We start from the raw sequence: 12,971 nt of genomic DNA, 5'->3' as shown, positions 1-12,971 counted from the left end.
GGAGGGATGGAGCCAAAACCAAAATGATGTACAGAGCGTGCTGGATGACACGTAACCCATTGACCATGATAAAAAAGAAGAGGTGGATCTCATGAAAATTGGATTGAGCACATATAGTTTGCTGACTGCCATCAGAGCTGGAGAAATGGATGTCCTGGATGTTGTGCAATGGATTGCGGACAACGGTGGCGAGCATATGGAAATCGTGCCCTACGGCTTCACCTTGGTCGACAACTATGAGCTGGCCGACGCCGTACGGGACAAAGCCAAGGCTGTAGGGATTGAGCTGTCCAACTATTCGATGCCGACCAACTTCATTCAGGAAACAGAAGAAGCTTTTGAGGCAGAGGTCGCACGTGTAAAAACGCATGTGGATCTCCTAAACCGAATGGGCATCAAGCATATGCGTCACGATGTATCTGCGTTTACGGTTCCTGTAGAGCAAACGACGATCGAATATTTTGAGAACAACCTCGAAATCATGGTGGAAGGCAGCCGGCAAATCGCCGACTACGCAGCCCAATTTGGCATTACAACGACCATTGAAAACCACGGCTGGCTCGTCCAAGCGAGTGATCGCGTCCAACGTGTCTTGCAAGCGGTCAATCGCCCGAATTTCAAAACCACCCTAGATATTGGCAACTTTATGTGCGTGGATGAGCATTCTCTGGTCGGTGTGAAAAAGAATTTGCCATACGCCTCGCTTGTTCATTTCAAGGACTTTTATTTCCGTCCGTATTACCAAGAGCCAGGCGGCGGAAAGTGGTTCAAGACGGTTCTTGGCAATTTCTTGCGCGGAGCCATTGTCGGCCAGGGCGATATCCCAATTCGCGAAGTCGTCAAGCTGGTGAAGGAATCTGGTTACGACGGCTATATTACAGTGGAGTTCGAAGGAATGGAAGATTGCCGGGAAGGCTCAAAAATTGGTATGGACAACTTGCGGCGTTTCTGGGAAGAAGCGTAGGAGGAAAGGGGAGAAGCATTGCGATCTGCATCGTGATGCTTCCTTCTGTTTTTCGTTAGAAAATGCAGCTGTTTGCAGGAAAGAAGGTTTAACAAGGCCATGTCGTTCTCCTGGAAAAGAAATCTCGTGGTTCTGTGGATCGGGGTATTTTTCTGTAGTACTGCTTACTCCCTTTCGATCCCCTTTTTGCCGCTCTTTATGTACAACACGCTTGGGGTTCGCGAGCATTTGGAGGCATGGTCGGGAGTCTCCTTCGAATGCTGGAAGGTCTTTTAGCTGGCTTTGTACCATCCGCGATTGCGCTGGTCGCGACCAACACTCCCGAAGCACACGCAGGCTACGCTTTGGGAATCATGGCGACAAGTGGAGCGACGGGAGGCATTGTGGGGCCCTTGATTGGGGGCGTTGTCAGTCATTTGTGGGGCAATCGGGAAGCCTTTTCTTTTTTCCTCGGGTCTCGTACTTGTGGCAGCGCTGATTGCTACCTTCTTTGTCCGGGAGGTTCACGTCACTTTTAAGCAGCGGTCAAAAGTCCGGGACGATTTGCGTGTGGCGATGCTGAACCCTCGTTTCATGATTGTTCTGGGAATCAGCTTGATGGTGACCGTTTCCGTCATGCTTTTAGAGCCACTGCTGACCGTGTACGTGCTGCAGCTTGGAGCAGCGCAGCAGGATGCTTCGCTTAGCTCGGGCATCATTATTTCTGCGATTGGCGTAGCGACAGTCCTGGCAGCTCCGCACTGGGGGAAAATCGGAAGTAAAATCGGCTACACCAAGGTCTTGGTTTTCGGGCTGGTAGGCGGTGGAATCGGAAGTGTGCTGCAATACTTTTTTACCAATCTGTACGGGTTTGGTATCCTGCGATTTTTGTACGGCTTGTTTTTCGCTGCCGTTTATCCGGCGATCAATGCCCTGATTGTCAAAGTGATTGAGCCTGATTTTCGTGGAAGAGCTTTCGGGTTGAACCAGTCTGCCGTCCAATTTGCCAATATGATTGGGCCAATCCTTGGAGGTTTTCTCGGAGGTATCGTGCCGATCCGGGTCATTTTTATCATGAATGGGGCAGCGCTTCTGCTGACGTCCCTCTATGTCAAATACAAAGGGCTGGATGAGGCGGCCGTTCACCAATCTACTAGATAGCAGCCATCCGGGAGAGTCGGGTGGTTGTTTGCTGTGCCGTTGACGAACGCTAGGCGGACAGGTAGTGTAAGGATTACATAGAGAGGTATAAGGGAATGTCAAAGGTAAGAGGGGGTAGTAGCTATGAAAAAAATCGTAAAACATGACCAGGACGTAACCAAACAACATAACAAGCAAATGATACTCGATATTATAAAAAAACAGCGACCTATTTCCCGAGCCGAAATAACGAAAATCACCAAGATGAGTGCGACGTCGATCGGCAGGTTTGTCAGTGAGCTTTGCGAGGAAGGCTTTATTCGCGAAACGAATCTGACGTCTTCGGGTCTGGGCAGAAAAGCCGTCATGCTGGATATTGAGCCGGGAGCGATTTACTCCATCGGTGTAGACATCGAAAAAAAGCGGATCAGCTTTGGATTAATGGATTTTAGTGAAACCGTGACGGTCTATCGCCGGGTAGACTATCAGGCCCAAAAATCTATGCCTGAGGAGACGGCTGAGCTGATCTGCCGGGAGATACGCGCGATGGTGGAGGAACAAAACCTTCCCTGCGAAAAAGTGATCGGGATCGGGATCGGGGTCCCTGGTGTTATCAATTACGAGCAGGGCATTGTCCAATTCTCCGCAACCTTAGGGTGGAAGAACGTAGCGTTCGCCAAGATGATCGAAGCAGAGCTGCAGATCAAAACGGTGATCGATAACGATCTGAAAGTAAAAATTCTTTCGGAGTATCTGTACGGTTCTGCCAAAGGCTCAAACAAAACGGCCTTGATCGGGATCGGTACTGGCATTGGATCTGCGCTCATCATCAATGGAGAGGTTTTCCGGGGTGGCTCCAATAGCGCCGGAGAGCTTGGACATACGACGCTCGATCCAAACGGCAATCTGTGTGACTGCGGAAAGCGCGGTTGCCTGCAAACCTATGTCGACGAGAATTCACTGATCATGGAAGCGCGGCGTGTAAGTGAAATTACGGATGTTCGCCAAGTATACTCAGCCGCGAGAAACAACGAGCGCTGGGCAAAGGAGATCATCTGGCGTACCGCACTGTACATTGGCATTACCATTAACAACATCGTTTGCATGTACAATCCAGATACCGTCATTCTGAGCGGAGAGCTGATTGAGAATTATAGAGAGATCGTAGACTTGGTGGAAGAACATAGTGAGCAAGTGATTTGGGAGCCGTTTCGAGGCACATTCAAGGTCATCCCGTCCGAACTGAGGGGAGATGGCATCGTCATGGGAGCAGGTGCTTTGGCCATGCAGCATTTTGCACCGCTCGCGGGTCGCTTGTCAGAGGAGTAAGCGGAGGGAGAGCCTGCCAGACTGCAAATGGGCAAAGCTCCATTCCTCCTAGTGGCGTAGGTACTGGAAAAGACGGTTGAATGCGTCGAGTGACGATGCATTTCAAGCGTCTTTTTCGTTTCATTATTATTCTGCTGCCGAGTATTGCAATCGCTTTCATGATCACATATGATCGAATTAATATTTTGAACTGATCAATTTCTGATTATTCATGATTTTTAATTGATCGTATATGATCATTCGTGTATCATTTCACTCAAGAGGAGATCGATAAGCATGGCGACAGATCGCGAGAAAGACATTCTGAATTTTCTGAACGAAAAATCCCCGTTGTCGGTGGAAGAACTTGCTGCTTCCCTGTACGTTTCCGAGGTTACCGTCCGCAGAGACTTGGCCGCGATGGAGAAGAAAGGGATGATTGTTCGCAAAAGAGGAGGAGCTTCTCTACCCGAGCTAGGATTTGAGCCGATGTTTAATCAACGGCAAAAGAAAAACAACGAGCTCAAGCAATCAATAGCCAAGTATGTAGCAAACACGATTCAGGAGGGAGAGGTCATCGCACTGGATGTCGGTACTACGACGGCGGAATTGGCGAGAGAACTGGCCAAGCGCTCGGGGATCACGGTATTTACCTCCTGCATCCAGGTCGCTTCGATTCTCGCCAAGAGCAATCTTCAGGTGTATATGATCGGTGGGCTGATTCGTAAAACGGAAATGTCGATGGTCGGCAGCATCGCCCAAGAGACGATTAGGAAATTCACTTTTGATCGCTTTTATCTCGGGGTAGCGGGCATCAATCTGGAAACGGGTCTCACGGATTACAGTATCGAAGAGACGGAAGTGAAACGAGCATTTATCGATCGCTCCAAAAGAGTCATCGCCCTTGTGGACAGGACGAAATTTGGACATTCTTCCTTGATCCAGGTATGTGAAGCCGAGCAGATCGATGAAATGATCACGAACAAAGGCGACTTTGGCGGGGAGCTTCCAGAAGACCATTTCAAAGGAAAAATTACTTTCGTCTAGTCATGTCCAGCGCACTAGAGGCGATCTACTTGGGCTGCGAGGGGAGTGAAGAATGTGGCTTATGTGCTAGGGATAGATATCGGGACCTATGAATCAAAGGGAGCGTTGGTAAACGAGGCCGGCAAGCTCCTTTTGAGCGAGTCGGTGGCCCATCAGCTGGAAATCCCGCAACGCGGTTGGGCCGAGCATGATGCGGAGCATACGTGGTGGCACGACTTTGTGCATTTGAGCAAAGCCATCACGCAAAAGGCCGCTGCCAAATTCGGGATCCGACCGGACGAGATCAAAGCCGTGGGAGTCAGCTCGATCGCCCCAGCCGTCGTCCCGGTCGATAGCGAGGGAAAGCCCCTACGCAAAGCAATCTTGTACGGAGTCGATACGCGATCGCAAAAGCAGGTCCATGAATGTAACGAAAAAATAGGGGTAGAGCGGATCTTCCAAGTTGGGGCACAATCCTTATCAGCCCAATCGGCAGGACCGAAAATACTCTGGATCCGCCAAGAGGAGCCGCATGTGTATGAGCAAACGGCCAAGTTTCTCTGTGGTTCGGGGTATCTCGTCTACAAGCTTACGGATGAGCAGGTCATCGATCGTTACACGGCTGCGTCTTACTCACCGCTTTTGGACATTCATCAGTTGAAATGGAGCGAGGAAATGGCGGGTGCTATCTGTGAGTTGGACAAATTGCCCCGACTCACCTGGAGCCACGAGATCGTAGGAGAAGTAACGAAGCGGGCAGCCGCACAGACTGGACTTGCCCCCGGAACGAAAGTGATTGCTGGTACAGCCGACGCGCTTTCCGAGGCGATTAGCGTAGGAGCGGTGAACAAAGGCGATCTGATGCTGATGTACGGCAGCTCTACCTTCTTCATTCTTGCTGCTCCCCATTTGCCAAAGACACATACCTTATGGGCCAATTTGCACGCGGTTCCTGGCTACCACACCATTACGGGTGGCACGGCTACAGCAGGCTCACTCACCCGCTGGTTTATCGATCAATGCTTGTCGGCAGCTGGACAAAAGGGAAATGGCATGACGGTCGATGAAGCCTACACGTATGTGACGAAGCTGGCAGAGCAGAGCCCACCTGGGGCAAATGGGCTGCTCACCCTTCCCTACTTTAGCGGAGAACGGACGCCTATTCATCACGCTGCGGCAAAGGGTGTGTTTTTTGGACTCACCCTCCATCACACGCAGTCTGACATGTACCGCTCGATTTTAGAGGGCATTTCCTTTTCCATTCGCCACAATATGGACGAAATCCGAAGCATGGATGTTCCGATCCATCGAGCCATTGCGGTAGGAGGTGGTGTTAGAAATCGCCTTTGGCTGCAAAGTGTGAGTGACATTTGCCAACTGACTCAGATCATCCCGGAAATTACACTGGGTGCCTCTTACGGAAACGCCTTTTTGTGTGCGCTTGGACTCGGCTGGTATCGAGATCTTACGGATATGGCTCAATGGGTAAAAGTCAAGGAAGAGGTTGCACCGCAGAAGACGCATCTGCTTGTCTATGAGCGCTACTACGAACTCTATCAAAAACTGTATCAGCGAACACGAGATTTAATGGATGAGCTCACTTAACCAAACAACGGGGGAACGAAAGCATGATTCCAGACTATCAAAAAATGAAAGAGGTTCTGCGTGATTTGACGTCTTGCCTGGCTCTGTCCGGATACGAGGATTCTGTCATCCGTTATGTAAAGGATAGGCTGGCAGGAGCGGCGGAGCATATTCAGGTCGATGCGCTCGGGAATGTCATTGTGCGAATGAATCGGATCCAGGCGGAAAATCCGTTTCGGGTGATGGTGTTCGCTCACATGGACGAACTCGGATTGGTAGTTACCAAAGTGGAGGAAAGCGGCTTTTTGCGCTTGGAGCGGCTGGGCGGAATTCCGGAGAAGAGCTTGGCAGGTACGACTCTTTTGATCGAAGTGGAGGGAAAGCGGTGGAACGGGATTGTCGGCACGAAATCCCACCATGTCACAAAGCAAGACGAGAAATATAAGGTGCTTCCGGTAAATGAGATCTATGCGGACTTTGGCTTTCGGAGCAAGCAGGAGGCGCTGGATGCAGGAATTTCACCAGGTACACCGGTAGGCTACGCCCGGCAGTTTTTTGACAATGGCTCGATCGTATTTGGCAATACTCTCGATAACCGTGTGGGCTGCCTGACCTTGCTTGAGCTGGCAGACCGTTTGCAGCATACCGAGCTGCCCTGCGAGCTGTACATTGTCTTTTCCGTGCAGGAAGAGTTTAACCTGCGCGGGGTGCTGCCAGCCGTGCGAAAGATAAATCCGCACTTGGCAATCACGCTGGATATTACGATCGCGACAGATACACCTGATCTAAAAGGCAGCGGGGATATTCGTCTTGGTGGAGGCCCGAGCCTTGGCATGTACACCTTCCATGGAAGAGGCACTTTGGGTGGACTCATCCCCAATCCCAAGCTGGTGAAGCATGTGCAAAAGATTGCAAGCGAACAGGAAATCCCGCTGCAGCAAGCAGTCTTTATGGGCATTCTGACGGATGCTTCCTTTAGCCAATTGGAAAATGACGGCATTCCAATGATCGATCTCGGCTACCCAGCCCGTTACACACATGCGCCAGTAGAAGCAGTGGATTTACAGGATGTGGAGCAGCTCATTTGCTTGCTGGAAAAGCTTTTGCTCACTTTCGACCAAAATTTGGATCTTAGCCGCGGATAACCTATTATCTACCAGAGGAGTGGAGTCAAATCATGACTTGGTTAAAAGACGTAATCGGAACGGAAAAAGCAATCATTGCCATGTGCCACCTGCTTCCTTTGCCAGGAGACCCTTCCTTTCAGAAAGAAAAAGGGATGGAATACGTCGTGGAAATGGCGCGAAAGGATTTGCGAGCGCTCCAGGACGGTGGCGTGGATGCCGTGATGTTTTCCAACGAGTTTAGTCTGCCGTATTTGACCGAGGTAAAAACGGAGACAGTAGCAGCGATGGCGAGAATCATCGGAGAACTCAAAAGCGATATTCAAATTCCTTTCGGAGTCAACGTGCTCTGGGATGCGAAAAAATCACTGGATCTGGCTGCTGCAACTGGGGCACAGTTTGTCCGTGAAATCTTTACGGGCGTTTACGCGAGCGATTTTGGCATATGGAACACCAATGTTGGCGAGACGGTACGTCATCAGTATCGGATCGGAGCAGAGAATGTAAAGCTGCTCTTCAATATCGTTCCAGAAGCCGCGAAGTACTTGGCAGATCGGGATATTGAGAATGTCGCGAAATCCACCGTATTCAACAATCGGCCGGATGCCTTGTGCGTATCAGGATTGACGGCAGGGACAGAGACCGATTCGCAAATTTTGAAGCGGGTAAAGGATGCTGTTCCCGAAACAGTCGTCCTGGCGAACACCGGAGTCCGCATGCAAAATCTGGAGCAGCAGCTATCCATTGCGGACGGAGCAGTCGTCGGAACAACGTTTAAATTAGACGGAAAATTCGAAAATCATGTAGACCTAGAGCGAGTAAGAGCGTTCATGGAAAAGGTAAAAGCGTTTCGGCAGAGGTAGTGCATGACATGTGACCATGTCATTTTCATTACAAACAGAAGATAAGGGAGGTCGACGATCATGAACAGACAGAGAAGAAGCTTGACGCTCGTGAGCCTGATGCTGGCTGTATTGCTGCTCTTACTGTCAGCATGCAGTGGCGGCGAAAGTACACAGCCACAAGACCAGACAGGACAACAGGCCAGCGGGAAAAAGTACAAGATCGCCACAGTGGTCAAATTGACGGGTGTCGCATGGTTTGATCGAATGAACGAGGGAATCAAGAGGTTCGGTGAGGAAACAGGCAACGAAACGTTTATGCAAGGGCCGCAGAAAGCAGATGCGGCGCTGCAAGTGCAAATTATCGAGGACCTGATCGCGCAAAAAGTAGACGCGATTACTGTCGTCCCGTTTTCTGCCGAAGCGTTGGAGCCCGTGCTGAAAAAGGCACGTGAAAAAGGTATTGTAGTCATTACACACGAGGCAGACGGCTTTGAAAATACAGACTTTAATATCGAAGCGTTCGACAACTTGGACTACGGTGCTTTCTTAATGGACAGTCTGGCGAAATCGATGGGCGAGCAGGGCGAATACATGACAACTGTGGGCAGCTTAACGACGAAATCGCACATGCAGTGGGAAGAAGGCGCGTACAAACGCCAACAGGAGAAGTACCCGAACATGAAAGCAGTCGCCCGCAAGCTGGAAACGAATGACGATCAGAAAACGGCGAGTGAGAAATTCCGGGAAACACTGAAGGCTTTTCCAAATCTGAAAGGCTTCCAGGGCGCGTCGGGGAACGATGCTGCTGGTGCGGCACTGGCAGTAGAAGAAATGGGGCTGCAAGGAAAAGTGAGCGTCGTGGGCACAAGCGTACCGTCCGTGAGCAAGCAATATTTGGAGAGCGGTGCGATGAGCATGATTGGCTTCTGGGATCCCGCTGACGCCGGGTATGTGATGAACAAGCTGGCTGTCATGGTACTGGATGGTAAGAAAGCAGATATCAAGGAAGGTGCAAATCTCGGGGTGAAGGGCTACGAAAGCATCAAGGTCGTCAATGACAAATACTTGTTCGGCAGCGCTTGGGTCGGGGTCGGAAAAGATAACATGAATGATTACAACTTCTAATTCTACACACGTTTAGAGAGGGTGAACCGCAATCATGTCGCTCATACAATTGTCTGGGATCAGCAAATCATTTGCCGGTGTCCAAGCCCTGAAGGATGTCAGCATCGAACTGGATTATGGAGAAATCCACTGTTTGGCCGGAGAGAATGGTTGCGGGAAATCCACTCTGATCAAAGTCATGTCCGGTGTGCACGCACCGGATCATGGCGAAATGCGGATACATGGTCAGAAACGCAAGCTGCTGACTCCCATCGATGCGATTAATGAAGGGATTCAGGTAATTTATCAAGACTTCTCCATCTTTCCGAACCTGACCGTAGCAGAGAATATCGCTCTCAATACCGAGCTGGCCCAAAACAGAAAGCTGGTTAATTGGCGCAAGATGAAGCAGATGGCCAAGCAGGCACTGGAGAAAGTCAACATCCAGCTGGATCTCGACGCAAAAGTGGAAACGCTGTCGGTAGCCGACAAGCAGCTGATTGCCATTTCACGAGCGCTGATGCACAAAGCCAAGCTGATTATCATGGATGAACCGACGACAGCATTGACGCAAAAAGAAGTGAGCTCACTGTTCTCCATCATTAACGGCCTGAAAAGAGAAGGAATGACGATTCTATTCGTCAGCCACAAGCTGGAAGAAGTCTTTGCGATTTCCGAGAGAATCACCATATTGCGCAATGGCAAGAACGTGGTATCCGAAAGGGTCCAACAGCTCGATCGTGACAAGCTCGTCTTTTACATGACGGGAAGAAAAATTGAAGAAAGCTATTACGAGATAAAAGAAGATGCCAGCATCCCTATCCTGCAAACAGAAGATTTAGGATTGCAGGGGTGCTTTGAACATATTTCGCTGCAGGTCAAAGCAGGGGAAATCGTGGGTTTGACGGGCTTGCTCGGATCAGGTCGAACGGAGCTGGCGGAATCGCTCTTTGGCTTGAGAAGCGCTACGAGCGGCAAAATCTTCATCGAGGGCAAGGAGCAAAAGATCCATTCTGTACAGGATGCGATCGCGCAGCGAATTGCGTATGTGCCAGAGGATCGTCTGACCGAAGGCTTATTTTTGGAGCAATCCATCGAGCGGAATATGGTGATCAGCGTGGTCGATCAGCTGTCCAGCCGCTTAAACATGCTGAATCAAACAAAAGTGAAAAGTACGGTTCAGGATTGGATCAAGAGCTTGGGGATTGTCGCACACTCTCCTGCATTGCCGGTCAAGACACTATCCGGTGGCAATCAGCAGCGTGTCGTTCTTGCGAAATGGCTTGCAACCCGGCCGCGGCTGCTCATATTGAATGGGCCGACCGTCGGGGTAGATATCGGCTCGAAGGAAGACATTCATCAAGTGATACGTGCACTGGCACAGGAGGGCATGGGGGTATTGATGATCTCCGATGACTTTCCTGAGCTCAAGCATAACTGCAATCGGATACTGGTCATGAAAAATGGTCGACTAGTGGGAGAAATGGCCGGTAAGGAATGGAGCCAAGAAGAATGGACGCGATTGCAAGAAACCACATCGTAGTGAGGCGGCAGGGGGAGAGCCAATGAAAAAGGTCATGCAAACCAGTGAATTTTATGTAGCCATCGTCGTCCTTGCGCTGTTTCTCGTGATCGGCAGCCAAAGCAGTGCCTTTTTTACCATCACCAATCTGTTCGATCTAATCCGAAGTGGAATCGTCCCCGGAATCTTTGTGATGTGTGCCATGCTGGTCATTATTTCGGGAGGGATTGATGTTTCTTTCCCTGCCATTGCGACCTTCAGCATGTTTTGCTCCACGAAAATTCTTCATTCCATGCACTATGACGGCCCCGTGCTCGTTGCTTTTCTGCTGTCCGGGTTGATTGGTCTGTGCCTGGGTCTGATAAATGCTGTCTTTATTTCTCTGTTCCGTTTGCCCACGCTGATCGTGACCTTGGGTACCTCCTCCATGTTCAGCGGGTTTCTCCTGACTTTTGTAGGGAGCAGCCAGATCAGCGATTTGCCGAAGCCGCTCTTAACCTTTTCCAAAGAGCAGATTTTCAAGTTTACGAATGACAGCGGAATTACTGTAGGGCTACCGGTCGCGGTCCTTGTTTCGCTCGGAGTGATTGTACTCGTAGCATTGCTGCTGCGATATACGATGATGGGCAGAGGTATCTATGCGCTCGGAGGTGATGCCGTATCTGCGCAAAGGATCGGATTTTCTCCCATTCGCATTCAGTTTTTTATTTATGGCTTTGTCGGGCTAATGGCCGGGGTCGCAGGCATGATTCATACGACAATGATGCGAAATTCCAATCCGGTTGACTTGCTGGGAACGGAGCTGCTGATTATAGCAGCGGTCGTGCTCGGGGGGACGCGAATTACTGGCGGACATGGAACGGTGCTGGGCTCCTTGCTGGGATTATTACTCGTTATCACGATCCAAAACAGCTTGATACTGTTGGGTATTCCTTCCTACTGGCAGCGATTTGTCATCGGTGCCTTGATCCTGATCGGAACGGGCGTTGCGGCATATCAAGTGAAGAGATCGATCATGAAGCGAAAATCGATCGTTTCCTAACTATGAAAGGAGGGTAGCTATGACAAACCCAAACGGGAATAGTCCTGAGCCAATTACGCCAATCAGTAGGTCGTCTTTTTCTTTGCAGCGCTATTTGCCACAAGATGCAAGCATAACCCGATTGTTCATCATCATGCTCGTCGTCTTTGTATTGATGGCAGGATTAAGTCCAAACACTTTTTTGTCGCTGGACAGCTTTACCTCGATGTCGTTTCAATTCCCCGTTTTTGGTATTTTTGCGTTTGCCATGATGCTCTCGATGATTTCCGGAGGTATCGATCTATCCATTGTCGGGATCGCCAATCTCACCTCGATCATAGCGGCTTCGGTTATGGTGCGAATGCTGCCTGCGGAAGCATCCGCGAGTGAGAGCCTTTTGTATATCCTGCTTGGCGTAACTGCTGCACTCATTGTCGGACTCGTATGCGGTCTATTTAACGGCTTTGCGATTACAAAGATTGGCATTCCTCCCATTCTGGTGACCTTGGGCACGATGCAGCTATTTATGGGGATTGCCATTATTGTAACGAAGGGGCAAGCTATTGTCGGGTTACCTGAGCTGTATACCAAAATCGGAAACGGAAGCTTGTGGATCTTTCCTGTACCGCTGCTTATGTTTTGCTTGTGTATTCTGGGGACGTATGTGCTGTTGAACAAGCAATCGTATGGGATGAAGCTGCAAATGCTGGGAGCAAATCCAACAGCTTCCGTCTTTTCGGGCGTAAACAACACGCGTGTACTGCTTACGACCTATGCAATCAGTGGTGTGTTGGCTGCTATAGCTGGTCTGGTCATTGTCGCCCAAACCAATTCGGCAAAGGCGGACTATGGGACGTCGTACATTTTGCAGGCCATATTGGTAGCGGTGATGGGTGGAGTGGATCCAAGGGGTGGCTTTGGAAAGATAGCGGGGATCGTGATGGCTGTCTTGACGCTGCAATTTTTATCAAGCGGCCTAAATGCCTTGCACGTGGGGAATTTCTTCAAGGATTTTATGTGGGGCATCGTTCTCTTGCTCGTCATGGTCATCAACGAATGGAGCAATCGAAGGAAGGTAAGGAGTATTAGTTAGGGAAGATTGTTTTTCCAAAAAGATGGTAGCTGTGGCTGTCATCTTTTTTGTTGGTACGAAAGAAGATTTAGCTGTCTCCATTAGGAAAAACAATCAGTTCAAAGCAGCTTTAGGCGACATTTACGAGAAGGTAAAATCCGGAGAGATCACACGAGCGCAAGCAGCGGAACTTCTACAGAAATAGATTTATGACGGCGATCGGCATAAAGAAAGCGCAGAGAAAGATGAAGTGACCCCGAAAAGGTAGACAGGTTATTTACT

Annotated in this window: 10 protein-coding genes and 1 pseudogene; all 11 read left to right on the top strand. The window is 49.9% G+C overall.

Annotated elements, in window-relative coordinates:
* Positions 1 to 91: 91 nt before the first annotated feature.
* A complete protein-coding gene (locus tag ACLIN2_RS15785; protein WP_411501514.1) occupies positions 92 to 964 on the top strand; it encodes a sugar phosphate isomerase/epimerase family protein in 873 nt (290 codons plus the stop codon).
* A gap of 99 nt (positions 965 to 1,063) precedes the next feature.
* A pseudogene (locus ACLIN2_RS15780) lies at positions 1,064 to 2,104 on the top strand (MFS transporter).
* A 123-nt stretch (positions 2,105 to 2,227) separates the two neighbouring features.
* Positions 2,228 to 3,412: an ROK family transcriptional regulator gene (locus ACLIN2_RS15775; RefSeq protein ID WP_411501513.1), complete on the top strand. Its 1,185-nt coding sequence runs from the start codon at positions 2,228 to 2,230 to the stop codon at positions 3,410 to 3,412.
* Between the two features lie 276 nt (positions 3,413 to 3,688).
* Positions 3,689 to 4,438 carry a DeoR/GlpR family DNA-binding transcription regulator gene (locus tag ACLIN2_RS15770; RefSeq protein WP_411501512.1) on the top strand — a complete coding sequence of 250 codons (750 nt, stop codon included), beginning with the start codon at positions 3,689 to 3,691 and terminating at the stop codon, positions 4,436 to 4,438.
* Positions 4,439 to 4,492: 54 nt separating this feature from the next.
* Positions 4,493 to 6,022 carry an FGGY-family carbohydrate kinase gene (locus ACLIN2_RS15765; protein WP_411501511.1) on the top strand — a complete coding sequence of 510 codons (1,530 nt, stop codon included), beginning with the start codon at positions 4,493 to 4,495 and terminating at the stop codon, positions 6,020 to 6,022.
* A gap of 23 nt (positions 6,023 to 6,045) precedes the next feature.
* Positions 6,046 to 7,146, top strand: coding sequence for a M42 family metallopeptidase (locus ACLIN2_RS15760; RefSeq protein ID WP_411501510.1), 1,101 nt, complete (start codon positions 6,046 to 6,048; stop codon positions 7,144 to 7,146).
* A gap of 32 nt (positions 7,147 to 7,178) precedes the next feature.
* Positions 7,179 to 7,988 carry a BtpA/SgcQ family protein gene (locus ACLIN2_RS15755; RefSeq protein ID WP_092276661.1) on the top strand — a complete coding sequence of 270 codons (810 nt, stop codon included), beginning with the start codon at positions 7,179 to 7,181 and terminating at the stop codon, positions 7,986 to 7,988.
* A gap of 60 nt (positions 7,989 to 8,048) precedes the next feature.
* A complete protein-coding gene (locus tag ACLIN2_RS15750; protein WP_092276664.1) occupies positions 8,049 to 9,095 on the top strand; it encodes an autoinducer 2 ABC transporter substrate-binding protein in 1,047 nt (348 codons plus the stop codon).
* Positions 9,096 to 9,129: 34 nt separating this feature from the next.
* The gene (locus tag ACLIN2_RS15745; protein ID WP_411501509.1) at positions 9,130 to 10,617 is read left to right on the top strand and encodes a sugar ABC transporter ATP-binding protein; all 1,488 of its coding nucleotides are present in this window, start codon (positions 9,130 to 9,132) and stop codon (positions 10,615 to 10,617) included.
* Between the two features lie 22 nt (positions 10,618 to 10,639).
* Positions 10,640 to 11,638, top strand: coding sequence for an ABC transporter permease (locus ACLIN2_RS15740; protein ID WP_092276671.1), 999 nt, complete (start codon positions 10,640 to 10,642; stop codon positions 11,636 to 11,638).
* Positions 11,639 to 11,657: 19 nt separating this feature from the next.
* On the top strand, positions 11,658 to 12,710 hold the full coding sequence (locus ACLIN2_RS15735) for an ABC transporter permease (RefSeq protein ID WP_411501508.1): 1,053 nt from the start codon (positions 11,658 to 11,660) through the stop codon (positions 12,708 to 12,710).
* Positions 12,711 to 12,971: the final 261 nt, after the last annotated feature.

It is taken from the genome of Brevibacillus centrosporus (assembly GCF_046622605.1).
Classification (GTDB): domain Bacteria; phylum Bacillota; class Bacilli; order Brevibacillales; family Brevibacillaceae; genus Brevibacillus; species Brevibacillus centrosporus.
Note: the sequence above shows the minus strand (reverse complement) of the source record. Positions and strands in the feature narration are given on the sequence as shown.

Bases quoted from the DNA above. Each gene is read 5' to 3' on its own strand.
- ACLIN2_RS15750 (WP_092276664.1), top strand. From the start codon at position 8,049: ATGAACAGACAGAGAAGAAGCTTGACGCTCGTGAGCCTGATGCTGGCT.
- ACLIN2_RS15740 (WP_092276671.1), top strand. From the start codon at position 10,640: ATGAAAAAGGTCATGCAAACCAGTGAATTTTATGTAGCCATCGTCGTC.
- ACLIN2_RS15745 (WP_411501509.1), top strand. From the start codon at position 9,130: ATGTCGCTCATACAATTGTCTGGGATCAGCAAATCATTTGCCGGTGTC.
- ACLIN2_RS15775 (WP_411501513.1), top strand. From the start codon at position 2,228: ATGAAAAAAATCGTAAAACATGACCAGGACGTAACCAAACAACATAAC.
- ACLIN2_RS15735 (WP_411501508.1), top strand. From the start codon at position 11,658: ATGACAAACCCAAACGGGAATAGTCCTGAGCCAATTACGCCAATCAGT.
- ACLIN2_RS15785 (WP_411501514.1), top strand. From the start codon at position 92: ATGAAAATTGGATTGAGCACATATAGTTTGCTGACTGCCATCAGAGCT.
- ACLIN2_RS15755 (WP_092276661.1), top strand. From the start codon at position 7,179: ATGACTTGGTTAAAAGACGTAATCGGAACGGAAAAAGCAATCATTGCC.
- ACLIN2_RS15760 (WP_411501510.1), top strand. From the start codon at position 6,046: ATGATTCCAGACTATCAAAAAATGAAAGAGGTTCTGCGTGATTTGACG.
- ACLIN2_RS15770 (WP_411501512.1), top strand. From the start codon at position 3,689: ATGGCGACAGATCGCGAGAAAGACATTCTGAATTTTCTGAACGAAAAA.